Here is a 20,698-nt window from a genome sequence, read left to right as displayed (position 1 = left end):
ATGCCGAACCATTCGACCGGCGGTGACGCGGCACCGGCATGCAGGTGGGCCGACGGTGACACGGACCCCTGGGAGGGGTGGCGGCAGAAGTTGTCCACGCCGTCACGGGAGATGCGCCATGCACCACCGTCACCAAGCCCACCGCCCCGGCACCCATCCGCAGAGCACCGTTCGTTCTCCGCTAGGGGAGCTGGAGCAGGCGTTCCTCGCCCTCGCCCACCGCGCGGAGCCGCTCACCTTCCCCGCGCACCTGGTGTGCGACGAACCCGACCGCGCGGCCTGGCCGATCGACCGGATTCGCACCCACCTCGCCCACCCCTCCACCCGTGCCGAACTGCGCGAGCAGACCTGGCGTGAGGTGGTCCGACGCGCCCGCGAGCTGGGCGAACCGTGGGACGTGGTCGCCGTGGCCATGACCGTTCCGGTCCTGCGCCGGATGCTCGCGCGGCTGGCCCGCCCCGCCCACCTGGAGCGTGCCGAGGTCGAGCAGGAGGCCTTGGCCGCCGTCGCCACGGCACTGCGCACGGTGGACCCGGGCGCGGGGCGGCTGGACAGGGATCTGTTCAGTGCGGCCGACCGGGCCGTGCACCGGCTGGTGTACGCCGCACGCCGCCGCGCCACCCGGGAAACCGGCCAGGTGGCAGCGCACCTCGACCGCCTGTGCTCCACGCAGGCGCCCCATGGTGAGCCGGTGGACGAGCTGACGGTGCTGGCCCGCGCCGTGCAGGCCGGTGTGGTCGACGTGGCCGAGGCACGGCTGATCGCCCGTACCCGCCTCGACGGCGAACGCATGAGTCGCCTGGCGGTCGAGCACGGGGTGAGTTTGCGTCAGCTCTACCGGCACCGCAGCGCCGCTGAACAGCACCTGGCCGCACATCTGCGACGTCAACTCCAGGTGCTGTAGGGCACCGACCGGGGGATCTTCGGTGGCGGGATGTCAATTCCCGCCACCGGACTCTCTATTCACGTACGACGACGGCTTCGCCCAGCTTCGAACCGGGCCGTCCGTTCTGGTCCGGGGCCGCAGCCGATGCCCCGAGCCGGGTCGCCACACGGTGCGGGGTGAGCACGACCGTCTCGTGCTGACACCCGAGAAACCCCTCCCGCCGCAACCCCCGCAAGGAGGTCGGCCCCGGGTCCAGGGTTCTGCTCACCCCGCGCCTGCTTCTCGTACACACCCTGGGGCGACCCCGTCTCCTGCCCCTCTTTCTGTTCTGCCGTTCGTATGTCTGATGGAGGTGTGCTGCCATGCTCGCGAAGCCACATCGGCCGTACCGGGCGGAGGTCCGGCCGCTCGGCCGCTGGTTCTTCCGGCTGGGGCTCATCGCGGGCTTTGCCGCATTGGTCGTGCTGACGGACGCGCCTTACGTATGGGCGGTCGCGGACATCCCAACGGTCATTACGAACCTGCGGAATTGGATCGTCGGACTCCTCGCCGGGCTCGCCACCCTCTTCCTTACCTTCGGCGGGCTGCGCTACCTGATGGCCGGCGGAGATCCCGGTGAAGTAGAGGCCGCCAAGCGGGCGTTGAAGGCTGCGGCCATCGGCTACGGGTTGGCGATCCTGGCCCCGGTGATCGTGACGGTGCTGCAGGGCATCGTCGGGGCGGGCAACGGCGGGGGCGGGCGGTGACGCGCGCCCGGCGTCTGAGCTGCGCCCTGCCGCTGCTCTTCCTGGCTGCCGTCGTGCTGGTTCTGCTCACCCAGCCGGACGCCGCGCACGCCGTGGGCAGGACTGTCTTCGCTCCGGCGGCCCCTGATCCGCCTCAGCTCGAGCCGCGGCTCGAGCCCGGCCCGGCAGTTCCCTCCCCGGAGCCAGAGCCCGGACCGAGGCCGGATCCCACGCCAGGGCCGACACCCACTCCGGGCCGCCCCGCACCCGAACCGGAACGGCCGTCCTCCCCCGATCCGACGCCGGGGGTCAGCCCGTCGGCGTGCGAGGCCACAGGTGTCGGATGCGACAAAGGCACCGGCTGGGGCTTCCTCGACATCCCCGGCCTGATCGTGAACGCGATCACCTCGTTTCTCGGCACGCTGATCGAGCAGGTCATGAAGCCGGTTCGCGAGTTCCTCGCCGACACCCTGCTGGCCACGCCCGACGTCACCAAGCACGCGGACATCAAGCGGTTGTGGACCTGGATGCTGAGCATCACGGCCGGGATCTATGTGCTGTTCGTGACCGCAGGCGGCATCACGGTGATGGGCCACGAGACCGTCCAGACCCGCTATGCCTTGCAACAGATCGCCCCGCGCCTGCTGCTGGGGATGGCCGCGGCTACCGCGTCGCTGACCGTGATGGGCAAGGCGATCAGGCTGTCCAACGCCCTCGCCCACGCGATCATGGCCACCGACATGGCAGACGCCGGGCAGGGCATGGTCGAACGCGTCCTGCCCTTCGCCCTGTTCGGCGCCCCTGGCCTGAAGCTGTACCTGCTCATCCTGGCGATCGTGACGACGGCGCTGGTGCTCGCGGTGCTGATCGGCTTCCTGGTGCGCGTCGCGGTGATGGCGCTGCTGGCCGCGTGCGCGCCCCTGATGCTGGCGTGTCACGCCCATCCGCTGACCGATCCGGTCGCCCGCCTGTGGTGGCGCGGTCTGGCCGGATGCCTGGCCATCCAGATCGCCCAGTCGATGACGTTCATCCTCGCTTTGAAGCTGTTCTTCGCCCCCGGCGCCACCACCTTGGGCATCCCCCACTCCGACCAGCTGGGCACGATGCTCGCCGGACTAGCCCTGTTCTGGGTGCTGTTCAAGATTCCCGGCTGGACCCTGCAAGTCGTCCTTCGCGGCACCCCCGTGCACAATCCGCACGCGCCCACCGGGGTGCGAATGCTCAAGCACTTGGCGATGTACCGGCTCATGGACCACTACCTGCCGGGCATGAGCCTGCTGCGTCGCCGCCCCGGCGGTGGAGGGGGTGCCGGATCGGGCCTGGGCCGCGGCGGCCCCGGCGGTGGCGGTGGAGGCCGGCCGGGGCGCGGCGGGGGCGGGTCCGGTGGGGGGCGAGCGCCCGCTGCCGGGCCAGGGCGTGGAGGCCTGCGAGGCCGGGGCCGGACCCTGCTCACCCGCGGCCGAGCAGCCCTGGGCCGTCCCGGTGACCGCCCGGGAACAGCAGGTCATCCCGCCCCCGGTGCACCTGCCGGGCCAGGCAGGGGCCACACCGGCGGTGCCCGCGCGCATCCGGTCCTCGCCGCAGCCGGTGCCGCTGGGGCCGCTGGGGCCGCTGGGGCCGCTGCCCGACCGGGCCAGGCTCCCCAGCGCCGCGGGCCCAGGGCGGCTCCTGCCGTCCGTACGCCGAGAGGCCCCCGCGCTGTGGTCCATCCCGCCCAGGCCCACCGGATCCGGCAACTGGCCCTGCCCGTCACCGCCCCGCGCACCCCCACCCGGCCCGGAAGGCCCACCCAGATGTGGCTGCCGATCCACGCCAAGCGCACACCCTCCCAGCCCGCGGCAGCTCGCGCCGTGCCTACTGCGCCACCGCCGGCGGCCCGGCCGGCGCCTGCAGCCCGAACGCGCCAACTGGCCTTGCCCGTTCCGGCCCGCCGCGTCCGCGTTCGGCCGCCGCGCCCCATGCAGCTGCGCCTGCCCCTCGAACCGCCCCGGAGGCGACCCGTATGAATCAATCCGATGAGGCAGCAGACGCCCCGTACTCCACGCGCATTCCGGCCGACATCTCCCGCCCCGACCGGCTCTTGGGGCCTTTCACGGCCCGGCAGACGGCCATCCTCGCTGTCGCGGCGCTCGTGCTGTACGGCGGTTGGTGGGCCACGCGCCCCTTCATGGCACCGCTTGCGTACGTGGTCCTCGTCATCCCGATCGTCGGGGCGGTGGCGGCCCTCGCGCTCGGCCGCCGCGAGGGCATCGGCCTGGACCGCTTCCTGCTCTCCGCGCTCGCCCATGCCCGTACGCCGAAACGTCGGGTGCACGCCCCCGAAGGAGTGCCGCCGCTGCCGGCCGTCACCCCCGGCCGCTGGGCCAGGGCCACGGGTCCGCCTCCGGCCGCGATGCGCATGCCGTACGACGGCATCACCGGTGAGGGGGTGCTCGACCTTGGCCGCGAGGGAAAAGCCGCCCTGGCGACGTGCTCCACCGTCAACTTCGAGCTCCGCTCGACGGCCGAGCAACAGGGCCTGACCGCGGCTTTCGCCCGCTGGCTCAACTCCCTGACCGGACCTACTCAGTTGCTGGTGCGCTGCCACCGCATCGACCTCGCCCCGCTCGCCGACACCCTGCAGCAGGAGGCCGCCGCGCTGCCGCACCCCGCGTTGGAGCAGGCCGCCCGCGCGCACGCCGACTTCCTTGCCGACCTCGCCACGGGCGGCAACCTCCTCGGCCGACAGATCGTGCTGGTCGCCCGTGAAGAAGCCGCGGCACCCGGCATGCGGCGCCACGCAGGCGAAGGGCGGGTACGTCAGCGCCTGGCCGAGGCCGCCCGCGCGCTCACCGGCGCCGAGATCACCGTCACCCCGCTGGACGCCGAGCAGAGCGCCGAGTTGGTCAGCGCGGCCTGCAACCCCGACACCCAACTCCCGCCCGAGGAAGAACCGAAAGGCGGTCTCGCATGACCCGGCTCCGCTTCAGCCCCCGTCACACCGCAGGCGACCCACTGGTCATCGACGGCACCCACCTGCTGGACGTGGCCGGCCCCGAGGCCATCGAGGTGCATGCCCGCGCCCTGGCCATCGGCGCGCACCTGGCCACCACGCTGGTGGTCACCGGTTATCCGGCCGAGGTCACCCCGGGCTGGCTCGCACCGCTGCTGAATTTCCCCGGCCACCTCGACATCGCCCTGCATATCGAGCCCGTGCCCAACCCCGTCGCGGCTGCCGGGCTGAAGAAGCAGCGCGCCCGGCTGGAGTCCGGCCGCCGCACCGGCTTCGACAAGGGGCACCTGGACGACCCGGAGGTGGAGGCCGCCGCCGCGGACGCGGCCGACCTCGCCTATCGCATCGCCCGCGGCGAGGGAAAGCTCTTCCACGTCGCCCTCTACCTGACCGTGCACGCCCCGGACGAGGACACCCTGGGCGAGCAGGCCGCCGCCGTCCGGGCGGTCGCCGAGTCGCTGCTCATGACCGTCGCCCCCACCACGTACCGGGCCTTCCCGGGCTGGCTGGCCACCCTCCCCCTGGGCATCGACACTCTCAAGATCCGTCGTACCTTCGACACCGCCGCGCTCGCCGCCTGTTTTCCCTTCACCAGCCCCGACCTGCCGGTCACCACCGACGAGGACGGGACCGCGTCCGGGGTCCTGTACGGGCTGAACGCGGTCTCCGGCGCCCCGGTGGTGTGGGACCGCTTCGCGCAGGACAACTACAACTCCATCGCCCTGGCCCGTTCCGGCGCCGGGAAGTCGTATCTGACCAAACTGGAGCTGCTCCGGCTGCTGTTCACCGGGGTGACGGCCTCGGTGATCGACCCGGAGGACGAGTACGTCCGTCTCGCCGAAACCGTCGGCGGGCACGTCATCGCGCTCGGCGCCGACGGCGTACGCCTCAACCCCTTCGATCTCCCGGCAGCGACGGACGGCGGTGAGGACGTCCTGACGCGGCGTGTGCTGTTCCTGCACACCTTCCTCGCCGTCCTGCTGAGCAGCGACCTGACCGCGGCCGAGAAAGCAGCACTGGACCGGGCCATCCTCGCCACATACACACACGCCGGGATCACCACAGACCCCCGCACCTGGCAACGCACCCCGCCCACCCTCGCCGACCTCTCCACCGCCCTGGCCGAGGACCAGAACGAGGCGGCAGCCGAACTCCCCAGTCGGCTCGCCCCCTTCACCACCGGCTCGCACTCGAGGCTGTTTAACGGTCACAGCACCGCCTCCACCACCGGGCATCTCGTCGTGTTCGCCCTGCGTCAGCTCCCCGAAGAGGTCAAGGCGCCGGCCATGCTGCTCGCGCTGGACGCGATCTGGCGCCAGGTCACCCACCGCACGCAGCCCGGCCGACACCTGGTCGTGGTGGACGAGGCGTGGCTGCTGATGCGCGACGGCGCCGGTGCCGGCTTCCTCTTCCGCATGGCCAAGGCCGCCCGCAAGCACTGGACCGGCCTGGCCGTGGTCACCCAGGACGCCGATGACGTCCTCGCCTCCCCACTCGGGCGGGCCATCGTCTCCAACGCAGCCACCCAGATCCTCCTCCGTCAGGCCCCGCAGGCCATCGACACCATCAGCGAGAACTTCCACCTCTGCCACGGCGAACGGGAGTTCCTGCTCTCCGCGACCCGCGGCGAGGCCCTGCTGCTGACCGGCGACCGCCGCCACAAAGTCGCCCTCATCAGCGTCGCCGCGCCCGCCGAGCACGAAGTGATCACCACCGACCCCGGCGAACTCGCCGCTCAGTACGTAGCAGACGAGGATCCCGACACCGATGGCCTCTACGCCGGTGATTCCTTCGGTCACGACGCGGGATGGGAGTCATGACGGCGCACATCCCGTACGCCGCATCGCGGCCGAGCGGACCGCTGGTGGACTTCCTCACCGACCCAGCCGGCTTCTGGAGCACGGTCAGTGGCCATGGCGTCGGCTGGCTGGGGTCCCATGTCCTCGTCCTCACCGCGTGCGCCGCCGTTGCCGTACCCGGCGGCTACGCGCTCAGATACCGCCTGCGCCTGTGGCACGAGCAACGCCTCGCCCGTGGCGCACGCTGCGTGGAGATCCTCGCGCCGCCCGCAGTCGCGCCCCGGGGCGGTGAAGTCCTGTGGGCCCAGCTCGCCGGTCTCCTGCGTCCCTGGTGGCGCCGGGTCACGACCGGCCAACCGCACCTCGCCTTCGAATACACCTGGTCCCACACCGGCCTGGGCATCCGCCTATGGCTGCCCGGCACCGTCCCACTTGGCCTCGTACGCCGCGCCGTAGAAGCCGCCTGGCCCGGTGCCCACACCCGCGTCACCGAGCCCGCCGCCCTCCTCCCGCCCGGCCACACCGTGACCGCCGGACGACTCCGCTCCGCTCGCCCCGACGTCCTCCCACTGCGCACCGACCACACCACCGACCCGCTCCGGGCGCTGCTCCAAGCCGCCACCGGCATGGGCGAAGACGAGTCCGCCTGCGTACAGATCCTGGCCCGCCCCGCCACCGGCACCGCACTGCGCCGGGCCCGCCGCCAGGCCCGCAGACTGAAAGCCGGCCTCTCCCCCGCCCGGCCGGTCGCCCTGGCCGCCCTCCTCCTTCACCGCTCCCAGCCCGCCGCCACCGGCAAGCAGGATCCCGAACACGGCGCCGCCGTACGGCAGTCGGCCGCCAAGCTCTCCGGCCCGCAGTGGCAGTGCGTGCTCACCTACGCCGCCACCTGCTCGGCCAAAGCGGAGCGTGCCGAGGACGTGGCGCGCGGCCGGGCCCACGCCCTCGCGTCCGCCTTCGGCCTGTACGCCGACCGCAACTACCTCGCCCGCACCCGCCTGCGCCACCCCGAACCCCACCTGAGCGCCCGGCACTTTCCACTCTCCCGCCCGGCGCTGCTCTCGGTCCCCGAACTCGCCGCCCTCGCCCACCTGCCCCTCGACCCGGACGCACCCGGCGTCCAGCGAGCAGGAGCCCGCTCCGTCCTACCGCCCCCGTCCGTCCCCGAACCGGCACCCGGCAACGGCGTCAAAGCACTGGGCCGCTCCGACACCGGCGCCCGCCGCAGCGTCGGCCTCGCGGTCCCCGACGCCCGCCACCACCTCCATGTCATGGGCGCGACCGGCTCCGGCAAGTCCACCCTCATCGCCAACCTCGCCCTGGACGACGTACGCCACCACCGCGGCGTCATCGTCATCGACCCCAAAGGCGACCTCGTCACCGACCTCCTGGACCGCCTCCCCGACACCTGCGCCGACCGACTGGTGCGCATCGACCCCGACGACCCGCACACACCGCCCTGCCTGAACGTGCTCGACGGCACCGACATCGACGTCGTCGTCGACAACATCACCGGCATCTTCCGCCGCATCTTCACCGCCTTCTGGGGCCCGCGCACCGACGACGTCATGCGCGCCGCCTGCCTCACCCTCCTCAAACACCGCGAGCGCACCCGCCAACTGGTCACCCTCGCCGACGTCCCCCGCCTCCTCGGCGAGTCCGCCTACCGGCTGCGGATCATCCCCGCCCTCAACGACCCGGTACTACGCGGCTTCTGGGCCTGGTACGAGTCCATGTCCGAGCCCTCCCGAGCGGCCGTCGTCGGCCCGGTGATGAACAAGCTGCGAGCCTTCCTGCTGCGCGACTTCGCCCGCCGCACCATCGCCGCCGGCCCCTCCACCTTCGACCTCACCAGCGTGCTCGACGGCGGCATCCTGCTCGCCCGCCTCCCCAAAGGAGCGCTCGGCGAGGAGACCGCCCGACTCCTCGGCTCGTTCATCGTCGCCGGAACCTGGCAAGCCGCCGCAGCCCGCGCCCGTACGCCCGAGCCCGCCCGGATCGACGCCACGCTGAGCATCGACGAGGCGCACAACTTCCTGACCCTGCCGTACCCGTTGGAGGACATGCTCGCCGAGGCGCGCGGCTACCGCCTGTCGATGCTGCTGGCCCACCAGCACCTGGCCCAGCTCCCCCGCGACCTGCGCGAAGGCATCTCCGCCAACGCCCGCAACAAGGTCTTCTTCAACGCCTCCCCCGAGGACGCGCACGCGCTGGAACGGCACACCCTCCCCACCCTGGCCGCCCACGACCTCACCCACCTCGGCCCGTATCAGGCCGCCGCCCACCTGCTGACCGGCGGCGCGGAATCCGCCGCCTTCACCCTCACGACTCGCCCCCTGCCGCCCCCGGTGCCCGGCCGGGCCAAGGACCTGCGTGCGGCAGCCGGCGGCCGCACCGGCCCGCGCCCGGCCACCCGCCCCTGAAACACACCCTCCCCTGTTCCCCTCGCACTCCTGGTGGTGAACCGTCATGCCCGCACTCCCCCGCCCCGCCGTCGGCCCCGGCTCCCGTTACACCGCCCGCGCCGCCACCACCCGCCCACGCCCCACCCGGCACACCGACGTCGCCGCGCTCTCCCGCATCCTCACCGCCCGGGACCTGTGGCTGGCGCGGATGCTCCACGAACACCGCGTCCTGACCACCCACCAGATCGCCGGCCTCGCCTACACCTCCCTCCGCTCCGCCCAGCGCCGCCTGCGCACCCTGCACCAGCACGCCGTCATCGACTCCTTCCGGCCCCTGACCCAGACCGGATCCGCCCCCGAGCACTACACCCTCGGTCCCGCCGGCGCCGCCGTCCTCGCCGCCCACGCCGGATGCGACCTCGCCACCCTCGGCTGGCGCCCCAGCCACACCGGCCGCATCGCCTACTCCCCCTCCCTGGGCCACGACCTCGGCGTCAACGAACTCCTCACCCACCTCGCCGCCCACGGCCGCACCACCCCGGAAACCGGCCTGCCGCTATGGCTGTCCGAGCGTTCCTGCGCCCGCCGCTGGGGCGACATCGTCCGCCCCGACGCCTACGCCCACTACCGCGACGGCGACCAACTCCTGCCGTTCTTCCTCGAATACGACACCGGCAGCCAACCCCTCGCACGCGTCGAGGCGAAACTCACCGGCTACGCCGCCTTCGCCACCGCCGCGAGCGCCCGGCCGGCCCTGCTCATCCACACCCGCACCGCCTCCCGCGACCAGGCCATCCGCCGCCGCCTCGCCGCTCCCGCACGCGAGCTGGGCCTCAACATCGCAACCTCGTCCGTGGACTTCACCACCTCCAGCCCATGGGGTCCCTGGTGGAGTCCCCTGGGCCCCGGGGACACCCGTCGCGCCACCCTCACCGGCCTCGCCGCCCGGTGGTCCCGACTCGGCCCGGCGTCCGAACTTGAACCCACCGACGCCGACACCGCCCTCACCCTCCCCGTACCCCCACTCCCACCCGCGCCACAGGCGGGGTGGTGAGCTCCCTGTTCGCCAAGGCCGTCGGAGGCATCGGCTGCGCGGTCATCGCCCTGCCGATGCTGGCCGCCGCGACCATCGCCGCGCTGCTGAGCGGGCTGTCCTCCGGCGGCATCGTGGCCGCCGCGCCCAGCAAGCACGCGCTGGCGGACATCCCCGCCTACATGCTCGCCCTCTACCAGCGCGCCGCCCCTGAATGCCCGGGCCTGTCCTGGACGGTCCTCGCCGCGATCGGCAAGGTCGAGACCGACCACGCACGCCACCCCACCATGATCTCCTCAGCGGGCGCGGTGGGTCCGATGCAGTTCCTGCCGTCCACCTTCAAGTCGTACGACCATCCCGTACCGCCCGGAGGGAAGCAGCCGCCCACACCGTGGGACCCGGTCGACGCCGTCTACGCCGCGACCCGGCTGCTGTGCGCCAACGGCGCCCGCAACGGCCGCGACCTCCGCCGCGCCATCTGGCACTACAACCATTCCGACGCCTACGTGGACCAGGTCCTCAAGATCGCCGACGAATACGCAGCCGCAGCCCCTGCCCCAACCGGAGCTGCGTCCAAGGCCGTTGCCTTCGCCCGGGCCCAGCTCGGCACCCCGTACGTATGGGGCGGCGACGGCCCGGCCGACGGCGGCTTCGACTGCTCCGGCCTCACTCAAGCCGCCTACCACTCCGCCGGCATCAACATCCCCCGCATCGCCCAAGCCCAGTACGACGCCAACCCCCGCCTCCCCAAGGGGACACCCCTGGCACCGGGCGACCTACTGTTCTTCGGCACCAGCCCCCGCAACATCACCCACGTCGTCCTCTACACCGGCAACGGCCAGGCCATCGACGCCCCGCACCCCGGCGCCGTCGTACGCCAAGGCCCCGCCCGCACCAACTCCCCCTCCTTCCAAGGCGCGACACGCCCCTCGGTAGGGGAAGGCGGCACCCGGTGAAGCAGATCCCGGCCCGTGAGGCCATCGGCCTGCTGCGGACCATGACCTGGGTACTGTGCGCGGTCGGACTCCTCGCCTTGGTCTTCACCACGGTCAACGTCACCCGCTTCGCCACCAGCCGCAACGTCCCTTCGCCGATCGCGGTCCTCCTCGACCCCATGATCGGCACCGCACTCGCCGGCGTCCTCTACACGGACGCCCACCTGGCCTCCTGGGGCATCAACCCGCCCGCCTGGTCCACCACGCTGCGTTGGAGCGCAGGCTGCACTGCCGCCCTCATGAACTCATGGGAGAGCCTGTGGCCCGACGGACAGATCGGCTGGCCCCACCAGGCCGATCCGGCAGCCGTCCTACTGCACCTGACCCCGGCCATGCTCCTGATCGCCCTCACGGAAACGATCGCCGCCTACCGACGAACCATCACCGAGCTGCTCGACCAGATCGGCGCCGCCGAACACCGGTCGGTCCAAGACCACATCGGCCCGGACACGCCCGATTCCGAATCTGCCTCAGCCCACGCCTCCGCCACGGCCCACGTCGGCCACGGCAGGCCCCACACGGGCGACCACACGCCCGACGACCAGCCCCTGGCCCCCAATCCCCGACCGATCGGCGGCGGGGCGACCGACGCCGACATATGGCCGCACGCCCTCGCGCTGGATGCCGCAGCCCGCGCTGCCACCGGGAAACCGGTGAGCATCTGGCGGCTGCGCACCGAGCTGCACATCGGCCCCGACCGCGCCCGCCGGATCCGTCAGCAGCTCTTGGCCCGCCGCCGCTCCGACCCGCCGCCCCCGGTCCGATGAACCGCGCCAGCCCGCTATCCGCCCCGTCGCCTTCAGGCCCACTCCCCGATCGACACAACGGCTCTCGTCCCGCACGCACCCGGCGACTGAGACCGCTTGTGAGCTGGTCCGATCCGTCAGCGACCGTCCCGCTTGACTTCTTTGCGGAGCGGAGCGTCCATGGTCGTGGCCGACGTACATCGGGCGGACAAACGGAGACCCGCGAACCCGCCCGCGCCACAGCCATGTTCGCCCGGGAAACACGCGATGCGCACGCGCCTGGCGGACACTGCGGGCAGCCCACACGCACCCGCGCCCCGGCCGGGGACCTCACCCACCCGAAAGCTGATGGAATTGAGGTTCCCTCATGTCCGACACCACGACCGACGGCCCGCGTACCCTGCACTCCGTCCCCGCCCCTGAACCCCTGGCCGAACTGACAGGCGCCCCTGCCGCCATCTACACGGAGCTGGTCAACCACACCGGCGACGAGGGAGCCACGGCCGCCGAACTCGCGCTCGCCGCCGGCCTGGGCCGCTCCACCACTGGCAAGGCCCTGGTCACCCTGGAGGAACACGGCATGGCCGTACGCACCCCCGGCGGCCACGACGGCCCCCGCCGCACCCCCGACCGCTGGCGCGCCGCGCCCACCTTCGAAACCAACAGTGACGACGGCCCCGGCGCGCCCGAGCCCACGCCCACCGAGCCGGAACCCTCCACCGCCGACACGCCGCAGCCGGACACCAGCCACACGGACAGCGGGAACATCCTGGTCGACGCAACCACACCCGACAACGAAGAGACGAGCAGCGGCGGCGGGGCCAGTGCCACCACCGCATCCACAGACGGCGCACCGCACAACACCCCGCACCAGGACGGCAAGCAGCCCGACGAAGACACCCGGAACGAAGCGGACGCACACCACGATGGCGGCAACGAGGGTCCGGACCCCGAGGACACCCCTGCCCCGCAGACAGACCCCGAGCAGCCGCCTACGGCATCGGCGGAGGCGGCCGTCCAGCCGGGTGAGAAGAGGCGGCTCGCGCCCGGAGCGCTCCGCCAGATGGTCATCAACCACCTGCAGGCGCATCCCGACGAGGCGTTCACCGCCACGAAGATCAGCCGTGTGATCGAGAAGTCCTCGGGCGCCATCGCCAACTCCCTGGACAAGCTGGTCAAGCAGGGAATCGCCCAGCAAGTGAGCGAACGGCCGCGCACCTACCGCATGGCAATGCCGGAAACCAACGGATAACCGGCTGGCACAGCGAACCGGGTTGGTTCCCACGGGGGTTGGGAGCCAGCCCGGCCGCTGCGCGAGTCTCCCACACCACACGAGCGGAACCAGGGAGGACAGGATTGATGGCGGACTGGCTGAGCACGGTCGTGGCTGCGGTTTCGGCCGCGGTCGCTGTGTATGCGGCGTACTGGGCCAGGCGTTCCGCGCACGGCACCTTCGCGCACACGGCCTGCGAGTTGGCACGCACCCTGCAAACGGACCTCACCAGCGGGGACACCGCCCGGGCTCGGGATGTGCTGGAGCACTTCCGCAGGGGCACGCGCTACCACGAGCCCGCTCCAGACGGGACCCCGTCCTCGACACTTCTCCGGGGCGCCGCAAGCGTGCGGTTCAAGTTCACGCAGCTCAGAAGCAGTCAGGGTGACCATAGCGAGTGCAGCACATGTGGTGCACGGAACCTGGCGCAAGATTCACTCAGCTAGAGGCCATCCGCGAGCGTCTGTCACCCTTCATAGGCCACCTCACAGCCCACGGCCACGGGGATCTACCGCTTCACCCGCCCACGTATTGCGAGCGCAGCCAGCCCGAGCAGGATTGGTTCCGTGAACCGGGAGGCCATCTCCAGGTATCCGCCAGCGGTGGTGAGATCTTGGCCAGAGGAACGGAAGACCACCGAGTTGATCGTGACGTTGAGGGCTTTATTGAACCGTTCGCCGGTGAATCTGTCGCCGTGTGGGTCGACTGGTCCAAGGGTGTCAATCACCGTCACGGTCCGGCCGTGAACACGCTCCTGTCTCAACTCTTGGTGCGCGCCAACCTGAGGGATACCCCAAACCATCAATAGCAAGACGGTCACAGTCATCGCCGCCAGTAGCCAGCCAAGTGCCCGCGCTGCGCGCAGACCGTAGCCGGACAGGAGCCAGTACATGGCCAGCAACCATTGTTCCGAATGGGGCGTGCTGGAGTCGTGGCGGCGCATCTCCATCTCGCCGTAGTAGAAGTCCGCTGCACCAGGTTCGTCCTTGCCGTCTTCCAGCGCCTTGCGTAGTTCGCGATACAGCGCAGTAAGCGCTGCCGGTGCTTGCACCGGCTGGCCGTCTGGTGCATCTGTCCAGGCTAGAGTGCCGCGGTGATGACGCCAGTGGTGTTCCTCGATCAGCGTTCGTCGCCGAGCCCATCGCCAGCCGCTCGGGGAGTCGGCAAGGTTGCAATAGCCCTTGATGCGCAGTTGGTCGAGGTGCACGGTGCCGACGAACCGGCACTGGCTCAGGTCGATGTCCGTCAGCGACAGATAGGCGGCATCCACTCCGTCGGTGGCTAGCAGCCGCGCCCGCGGAGAGAGATCTGTGAAGGGCGTCTCCTGCAACGGACCGGAGATGGTCGAGAAGGCATCGGTGGCTGTCTAGAGCGTCAGCGGGGATTCCACCACTGCGCCGCTCAGATCAACGTCCGCGTAACGCAGCCGCATGGTGGATGTCGACATCCACCGCGTGTCTGCACATACCACCTTACGAGCAGTGGCTTCCACCCTTACCGGGGCAGAGAACACCGCCCGAGAGAGATCCATATTTCGGCAGCGCAGCGGACCCAAGTTCACTGCCCCATTGAACTTCGCCCCTCTAAAGGGGGCATCTTCGACGAACGTCGCTCCACGGAAATCGGTCTCACCACCGAACGTCACCGCAGCGAAACTCGTGGCGACACCGCCGAACACCGTCCCGATGAATCCAGCGTTTCCGTCGAATCTCGCCATGTGGAACTCGGCAGTGTGGCCGAACGTGGCGCCAGAGAACCAGGCACCTTCGCCGAACACCACCTCGCTGAACACGGCAATGCGGCCGAACTTCGCCCCCTGAAATAAGATGTCGTCACCAAACGCTGCCTCGTTGAACCAAACGTGCTCGCCGAAGGTCACGGCTTGGAACGATGTCCAGTTGCCGAATCTGACCCCACGGAAGTCAGCGCGATTCCCGAACGTTGCTCCGGAGAATTCAGTGACGTCTCCGAATCGGACCCCACGGAAATCTGCTCCCTCTCCGAATTGCGTCTGCCACAATCGAGCCCCGTCCCCGAAAGCAACGCCATTGGGCCCGCGCAGGGCCTCGCACAGCTCAGCGAACAGGTCGGCCGTGAAGCTGGTGCCGCGGTGATCGACGGTAGCTCCAGGCTGCAGGCTAGCCAGGTAGGCGTGGCGGTCGTCGTCGTCAAGGTGCGCCAGGCATTGCGCGTACGGCTCTACCGTCCGGCCCGGGCAGCCCATCGGACTGTCAGCGTCGGTACCGACCCCGCAATGCGGCCACTCCTCGGAGAGTTGAGCTGTGTCAGCCATGCCTGAGGGGACGTGCGCCGGGGAGCTGAAGTTCCCTGGCTTCCGGTCTCACCTGATGCGGTTCGTCCGATCCGGTCCAGGGCTATCACTGCGCATCGAATCCCCGGTTGAGCTGGGCGTTGGCGGCAGGGGCAGCGGCGAGGTCGTCTTCGCGGCCCTGGAGGTGAGCTCCAGGACAACGACCTACTGTTCAAGGGTGGTGATCCGGACCTGGAGTTGTTCGGTGTCGTCGGGCCCGCCGATGCCGGATACGGCCAGACCTGCTCGCCTAGGACGTCGCGGAGGCGCTGCTCGAGGCGGCGGCTGCGAGGTTGGCTTGAAGCGACGCCCGGCTGACGGCCGGGCCTCGGCCGCCGGGGATGATGGGCGGCTCGGCGGCCTGGGCGTGGATCTGGCCGAGCAGGTCGCGGGCGGTCGAGGAAGGTGCGGTAGACGACGCCTGCGCGGCCCGGTCCCGGCGCTTGCGCGGCACCTGCACCCGGTGGCGGGCCTTGAGCCGGTAGCTCATCCCCCTCGCCGCGGGCTTCCTCGGGCAGATCCCAGTCGTCGGCCACGTCGTAGAGCTGGACCAGCACCTCTGACGGGACACAAGTATCTGAGCGGCACACTTCCTGCGCTATTTTGATGGGGCAATTTTTCGACTACTTTTCACGAGCATTTGCGACTCGCTCATTAATTAACCGTCGAGATTTCTTAGATTTTTAGCACGACGGGACGGCAGTCAACAATTTTAGGGCGGAGAGTTGTCCACAAATCAGGCAGGCAAAAAATATCGCACCCACCCCTGGGCACCTTCACGCCCAGTCTGACCTGCCGCTATAGAGGCGATCGAGTGTTCGGTCAGGGCGATCAACAAGGCGGATGGCGACTTCGACTGTCGAATTCCTCGAATCGGCTTGACCGTCCTGACTAGGGGATGGAAGATTTCCGTATGCCCACAGCCGAGAGGCGGGCATCTTGATTACGAGATTCCACCATCTATCGATCTTGGGTGAAGTATGTCTAATTACAGTGACGACCCCGTTCGCGCCATCGCAGGGCGACTTGTCAAGGGCATGAGGGCGTTCCAGACGGTCAGCATGACGGACTTCGTCAGGATCTGGCGGGCCCATCCGGCCACAACAGGTGGGCCTTCTGAAGCGGACTGCGACGCCATAGAGGAGTGCCTCAAGAGCTTCGACGGCGGAAGGAACGGCGGCGGCTATGCCGTCTTCCCCTCCCTCGCAGAGTGCCCCGCCGACGAGAGCTTCCGGATCTACCGCGAGAACACCGCCTACGACAACGTGCGCCGTATGTTCACGCACCCGAACCGGCTTGACGACGTCCACATCGTCGAGATCGTTGAACGATGGAAGGGAAAGTGGGAGTGGCGCCCGGCCTCCGAGCCGGGGCAGGTTATGTGAGCCTGTCCGACTGAGCAGCCCTCGGTCCATCGCCCCACCACTGTGGACGGGCCACCATGAGACCACCAGGATGAGCGACAGCAGCGACGCCAACTCACCGTCACGGACATGTGATCTATGAATCGCCGCAGGTCAGAGCCAGATTGCGAGCTCCTGCAGTTCGCGGCCGCCCGTACCTGGTGTCCAGTTCGATGGAGGTCTGGCACAAGGGGCGAACGAGGCGGTGAAGGCGGTCGCCGGGCGGGTACCGGGCAGCAAGGGTGGTCAGCGGGTCGCCGAGGCCGAGCCGCTCGACCAGCAGGCGGGTGCCGGTCGCGGCGGGTTCGGCGCGGCAGTCATGGCGGTGAGATCTCCCGGAGCGTGCCCGGCGCGCGGGCCAGGCTGCGGCCCTTGTCGGGGCCGTCGGCGAAACCTCGGCAGATTGCCGGTGTCGCGGTTCTCAGGGTCGCGTGGCACACGACGTGTCCCTCGGCACGACGCGCCCGGGTGACCATGTCCGCGACGCGGCCGGGCTGCAGGTCCATGAGGTTACCCGGGCGGAAGATGCATGCGGCTCAGGGGCGGGCGCACAGCCGGACGGTGCCGGTGAGCGGGTCGGCGACCTCGTCGTACGGCTCACTGCCCTCGGGCTCGACGCCCTCGACGTCGTGGGGACGTCACATCGACACTTCGTGGTCGCCTCCGGCGGCGTGCCGGTTCATCGCTGTCCTCCGCAGCCCGCGTGCCCGCAACCGCCGCAGAAGCCACCGCTGTTGCACAGACACGGGCACCGCCCCGTAGGACGGCCGTGGGCGGCCAGTTGCTTGCCTGGCGCAAGGACCTGTGCGACGGGCGGCTCGGCGAAGTGGGCATCGGGCGCTGTGTCCCGGATGGCTACAGTGAGTAGGCCGATGCGGGCCGTACGGGGAAGCCGGTCGAGCGCCTACAGGCAGGGCCTCACATTCGAGTCAGCCGGCCCAATGAAAATCTTGCAACGTGCGAGCAGCTGGATGGCCGCTTCCGCTGCGGCCCAGGCGAGTGCGGTCGGGTCCGTGTGGTCATGGTTCTCGTTGCGCACGCAGTCTTCCGCACGGGCCAACAGCTCGGCGAGCGGCAGAGCTTCCTCGGCCTCGCAGGCTACGAGGAGGGCGTGCGTGTGCTGGAGGATCCGATGCGCCAGCGTGGGGTGTTGCGTCATTTCGGTGCTAGGCATGAAGGCACTCCTTTTCGAGGAGCCGGGCCGATGTCATCCCTGGCCCGGGGTACAGGTTTCGCGTGGCTGGAGTGGGGCCCGTGGTGCGAGCCCCACATGGTCAACGGCTCCCGGTCACGCCCCCGGGTGCCTGCCGTACAGCGGCCTGGTAGCTCTCCAGGACCAGGGCCAGCTGGTTCATTTGCTGGGCGAAGCGTGCGGCGTGCACGTCTGAGGCGTGTCCCGTGTTCTGCAGGAAGCCGATGACCGGCACGGAGGTGTCATCCATACGGGGTTAAGGAGGACGTCGAGGATTTCGCGCACGTGGACGGCGTGGAGGCGCAGCTTGTCGTGGGGCCGGTCGGCTTCGGCGGTGTGTCGAGGACCAGGTCGGCCAGTTCACCCAGTGCAGTGCCGCACTGGTGCCGCTCGCGGACGAGGCGCCGGTGACCGTCCTCGCCCAGGGCCGCACGCAGGGCTTCGTCTCCGGGCGCGCGCGGGGGGCGTGGGGCCTAAACCGGGTGGGGAGGAGGGGGTATTGGCCCGGGCAACCGTTCCACGGTTGCGGTTGACCCGTTCGGTCATGGCGTGGGTGTCCTTCCCTTTGATGCGGGTGCGGCGGGTCAGAGGGGCTCGCCGTAGCAGCAGGTGCTGGCGTGGCCTGCGTCGCCAGTGAAGGTGTCGGGCAGCGCGTTCGTGTGCGGAATGTCTTCCGGGGTGAGCGGCGGGCGGGCCAGGTGGGTGCCGAGGTCGGCGAGGTGGCGGACCTCGGTGAGCGGGACCTGTCCGGAGCATTCGGGGCACGGGCCGAGGAGTTCGAAGGCTTCGTCGTCGTAGATCGGAAATCGGGCGAGGAAGACGTACTTCTCGCCGCTGTCCGGGCATGTGGCGGTGGCCAGGACGGGCTCGCTCGGGGAGGTACGGCGCCGATGCCAGTCGGGGGCGGTGGTGATCTGGTCCAGGCCGAGTCCGAGGGCTGCGGCCAGGCGTACGGCGGTGCGGGCGTGCTCCTCGCCCCGGTAGGGGCCGTGCGGGCTGACGGTGGTGTTGTGGCGGATGAACACGGCGGCGGCGTGGGCGCGTTCGACAAGCGATGTCATGAGGGTCGTCTCCTTCGCGATGGTGTGGGGTGGGGTGCCGACCCGGATCAAGTACCGGGAGGCACCGGGCGTCAGGGGTTGGTGGTGGCGAGGGCAGCGGCGGCTGCCCTGCCGATCGCGGCTGCGGCCTGCGCCGGATCGGCGAGTTCGAGGAGGGTGGTGCCGGGCAGCGGGCGGGGATCGGGGTCGAAGGCGAGCCAGAGCACCGCGCACCCCGCCTTCCGTAGGGCGGCGATGCGTCCGGCCGCGCGGTCGGCTTCCTCGGGGTGGTAGTAGCCGTCGGAGGCGATCACGAGGAGGCGGCCCGCCCCGGGCTGGGTAAGGTCGACTCCTGCCTCCAGGGCGTCGATGGCCTCGGCGAGGCTGTGGCCCATACCGCTGGCGTCGAACTCGGTGGCCCGGGCGGGGGCGCGGCCGGGTGCGGTGATCGCGGTGATCGACCGGTCGTAGGCGACGGTGGCGCTGCGCGAGTCGGGGTCGGTGAGTGCGGCGGCCTTGGCCACGATCCAGGCGGCGGAGGCGATCGGCCCTGCGGCGACGCTCATGGAGCCGGAGACGTCCACCGCGATGCCCACCCGCAGCGGCGGGGTCGGGCCCGCCTGGTGCACGGTGCGGGTCCAGGGGGTTGCGGTCGGGGTGGCGCCCGCAGCGCGTTGGGCGTCCCGGGCCAGAGCCTGGCGCATGTTCAGCCGTCCGGGCGGGGCCGCCGAGGAGGTGACGGTGGTGGTGCGTTCCCGGTAGGCGGCGGCCCGCAGTGCCCTGGCCAGCTGTCCGGCCGCCGCCTTCTCAGCACCGGAGGGAAGGCGGGTTCCCGTCACCGGGCTGCGCCCTCGGCCCTTGGTGGGCCTGCCCGGGGTATAGGGGCGCCCGCCAGGCGCGAAGACTTTCTCGGCCGTCTGTGCGGCCTGCCGCGCGTGGGCGGCCTGGGCTGTCTTCGCCTGCTTCCGGGCGGTGCGGGCTGCTTCGGCGCGCGCCTGGGCTTGGGCCCGTGCGGCCTCGTGCGCGGCCACCGCCGCCACGACCTTGCCGACCGCTTCGGCGAGTTCGCCCTTGCGGCCTCCGGGTTCGGGGGCCGGTTCGGGGCCCTGGGAGTCGGCGCCGAGCGCCTGGCACCAGGCCTCGGCGTACTCGAGCATTCCCTGCCCGTCCTCGTCGGCGGTGGCGTGCGCTGCCGTCCAGATCGCCGCAAGCGTGTCGAGCAGATCCTGGCCGAGGACACCGGTGACGGCCGACTCCAGGGGTTCGGTCTCGTCCGGGTCGAGGATTCCGGCGTCCCGGCGGGCGAGGATCAGGGCGGCGGCCAGCGCGGCCTGCCATGGGTCGGTGGGCGATTCGCTGCTGAAGTCCTCCATGACCAGGGTGCGTACGGCGGCCCGCAGGAAGATCCGGTCGGCGGGGCGGCGGGAGATGTGGGCGCGTTCGGCGCGGGATTCCTCCAGCATCTGGGCCGCCGCGTCCAGGGCGGTGCCGCGCAGCGGGGGCGGGGTGGTCCATCGGCTGTGGGCGGCGTGTGCGGCTTCGTGGGTGAACGCGCCCCAGGCGACCGGGTAGTTGGCCTCGTCGCCCACCCGGGCGGGGTCGATGCTGGTCGGGTGCAGTGGGGCGAAGAGCGCCCGGTCGATCTCCAGGGTGGCCTGGGTCGGGAAGAAGGCGGCCGGGGCGCCGGAGCGGGTCTGTGCCTCGCAGGTGACGAGGACGTCCTCGCGTCCGGCGAGTTCCGGGAGGCGCTCGGTCAGGGCGGCGGCGATCCGCAGCCACTGCCCGGCCTGCGGACCGGGCCGGGACTCATATGCGGGGCCGCCGTCGTCCTCCCAGCGGGCGGTGGCCAGTTCGGTCTCGGTCAGGGCGGGCGGTGCGGGCAGTACGTGAGAGTGCGC

At 70.8% G+C, this 20,698-nt stretch carries 19 protein-coding genes; 11 read left to right on the top strand and 8 right to left on the bottom strand.

What is annotated here, in order from left to right; all coding sequences use genetic code 11:
- Window positions 1-118: 118 nt before the first annotated feature.
- The 10 genes from ABZ910_RS01845 (at window position 119) to ABZ910_RS01800 (ending at window position 12,833) form a co-directional block, all read left to right on the top strand.
- Window positions 119-904 (top strand): hypothetical protein, encoded by a 786-nt coding sequence (locus ABZ910_RS01845; RefSeq protein WP_361357581.1) that lies wholly within the window; start codon window positions 119-121, stop codon window positions 902-904.
- Between the two features lie 344 nt (window positions 905-1,248).
- A complete protein-coding gene (locus ABZ910_RS01840) occupies window positions 1,249-1,632 on the top strand; it encodes a pilin (RefSeq protein ID WP_361357578.1) in 384 nt (127 codons plus the stop codon).
- Complete coding sequence (locus ABZ910_RS01835) at window positions 1,629-3,617, top strand: hypothetical protein (protein WP_361357575.1); 1,989 nt, start codon at window positions 1,629-1,631, stop codon at window positions 3,615-3,617. Before ABZ910_RS01840 ends, ABZ910_RS01835 begins: the two co-directional genes overlap by 4 nt.
- Window positions 3,614-4,564, top strand: coding sequence for a PrgI family protein (locus ABZ910_RS01830; RefSeq protein WP_361357572.1), 951 nt, complete (start codon window positions 3,614-3,616; stop codon window positions 4,562-4,564). The genes ABZ910_RS01835 and ABZ910_RS01830 overlap by 4 nt, the downstream gene beginning before the upstream one ends.
- On the top strand, window positions 4,561-6,423 hold the full coding sequence (locus ABZ910_RS01825; RefSeq protein ID WP_361357570.1) for a conjugal transfer protein TraC: 1,863 nt from the start codon (window positions 4,561-4,563) through the stop codon (window positions 6,421-6,423). The genes ABZ910_RS01830 and ABZ910_RS01825 overlap by 4 nt, the downstream gene beginning before the upstream one ends.
- Complete coding sequence (locus tag ABZ910_RS01820) at window positions 6,420-8,825, top strand: DUF87 domain-containing protein (RefSeq protein ID WP_361357567.1); 2,406 nt, start codon at window positions 6,420-6,422, stop codon at window positions 8,823-8,825. The genes ABZ910_RS01825 and ABZ910_RS01820 overlap by 4 nt, the downstream gene beginning before the upstream one ends.
- A 46-nt stretch (window positions 8,826-8,871) precedes the next feature.
- On the top strand, window positions 8,872-9,861 hold the full coding sequence (locus tag ABZ910_RS01815; RefSeq protein WP_361357564.1) for a replication-relaxation family protein: 990 nt from the start codon (window positions 8,872-8,874) through the stop codon (window positions 9,859-9,861).
- Complete coding sequence (locus ABZ910_RS01810; RefSeq protein WP_361357561.1) at window positions 9,858-10,796, top strand: bifunctional lytic transglycosylase/C40 family peptidase; 939 nt, start codon at window positions 9,858-9,860, stop codon at window positions 10,794-10,796. The genes ABZ910_RS01815 and ABZ910_RS01810 overlap by 4 nt, the downstream gene beginning before the upstream one ends.
- On the top strand, window positions 10,793-11,602 hold the full coding sequence (locus tag ABZ910_RS01805) for an extensin (RefSeq protein WP_361357558.1): 810 nt from the start codon (window positions 10,793-10,795) through the stop codon (window positions 11,600-11,602). The genes ABZ910_RS01810 and ABZ910_RS01805 overlap by 4 nt, the downstream gene beginning before the upstream one ends.
- 346 nt (window positions 11,603-11,948) lie before the next feature.
- Window positions 11,949-12,833, top strand: a complete 885-nt coding sequence (locus tag ABZ910_RS01800; RefSeq protein ID WP_361357555.1) for a helix-turn-helix domain-containing protein — start codon at window positions 11,949-11,951, stop codon at window positions 12,831-12,833.
- Between the two features lie 529 nt (window positions 12,834-13,362).
- Here ABZ910_RS01800 and ABZ910_RS01795 read toward each other — a convergent pair.
- From ABZ910_RS01795 to ABZ910_RS01785, 3 genes are all read right to left on the bottom strand, one after another.
- Window positions 13,363-14,124 (bottom strand): hypothetical protein, encoded by a 762-nt coding sequence (locus tag ABZ910_RS01795; protein WP_361357553.1) that lies wholly within the window; start codon window positions 14,122-14,124, stop codon window positions 13,363-13,365.
- A gap of 96 nt (window positions 14,125-14,220) precedes the next feature.
- Entirely contained in the window at window positions 14,221-15,147 is a 927-nt protein-coding gene (locus tag ABZ910_RS01790; RefSeq protein WP_361357551.1) for a pentapeptide repeat-containing protein, read from the bottom strand.
- Between the two features lie 268 nt (window positions 15,148-15,415).
- Window positions 15,416-15,655: a hypothetical protein gene (locus ABZ910_RS01785; RefSeq protein WP_361357548.1), complete on the bottom strand. Its 240-nt coding sequence runs from the start codon at window positions 15,653-15,655 to the stop codon at window positions 15,416-15,418.
- 571 nt (window positions 15,656-16,226) lie between these two features.
- On the opposite strand from ABZ910_RS01785, the gene ABZ910_RS01780 reads away from it, so the two are divergent.
- Window positions 16,227-16,550, top strand: a complete 324-nt coding sequence (locus ABZ910_RS01780) for a hypothetical protein (protein WP_361357545.1) — start codon at window positions 16,227-16,229, stop codon at window positions 16,548-16,550.
- Window positions 16,551-16,885: 335 nt separating this feature from the next.
- On the opposite strand, the gene ABZ910_RS01775 is transcribed toward ABZ910_RS01780, so the two are convergent.
- The 5 genes from ABZ910_RS01775 to ABZ910_RS01755 all read right to left on the bottom strand — a co-directional run bounded on the left by ABZ910_RS01775 (window position 16,886) and on the right by ABZ910_RS01755 (window position 20,683).
- Window positions 16,886-17,074 carry a hypothetical protein gene (locus tag ABZ910_RS01775; protein ID WP_361357542.1) on the bottom strand — a complete coding sequence of 63 codons (189 nt, stop codon included), beginning with the start codon at window positions 17,072-17,074 and terminating at the stop codon, window positions 16,886-16,888.
- Window positions 17,075-17,472: 398 nt separating this feature from the next.
- The gene (locus ABZ910_RS01770; protein WP_361357540.1) at window positions 17,473-17,742 is read right to left on the bottom strand and encodes a hypothetical protein; all 270 of its coding nucleotides are present in this window, start codon (window positions 17,740-17,742) and stop codon (window positions 17,473-17,475) included.
- Between the two features lie 100 nt (window positions 17,743-17,842).
- Window positions 17,843-18,010, bottom strand: coding sequence for a hypothetical protein (locus ABZ910_RS01765; RefSeq protein ID WP_361357537.1), 168 nt, complete (start codon window positions 18,008-18,010; stop codon window positions 17,843-17,845).
- Between the two features lie 334 nt (window positions 18,011-18,344).
- Window positions 18,345-18,821 carry a hypothetical protein gene (locus tag ABZ910_RS01760; protein ID WP_361357534.1) on the bottom strand — a complete coding sequence of 159 codons (477 nt, stop codon included), beginning with the start codon at window positions 18,819-18,821 and terminating at the stop codon, window positions 18,345-18,347.
- A 71-nt stretch (window positions 18,822-18,892) separates the two neighbouring features.
- Complete coding sequence (locus tag ABZ910_RS01755; RefSeq protein WP_361358105.1) at window positions 18,893-20,683, bottom strand: hypothetical protein; 1,791 nt, start codon at window positions 20,681-20,683, stop codon at window positions 18,893-18,895.
- Between the last annotated feature and the right edge of the window lie 15 nt (window positions 20,684-20,698).

It is taken from the genome of Streptomyces sp. NPDC046805, assembly GCF_040645355.1.
In the GTDB taxonomy this organism is placed as follows: Bacteria; Actinomycetota; Actinomycetes; order Streptomycetales; family Streptomycetaceae; genus Streptomyces.
The sequence above is the reverse complement of the archived record's forward strand: the minus strand, read 5'-3'. Positions and strand labels throughout refer to the sequence as shown.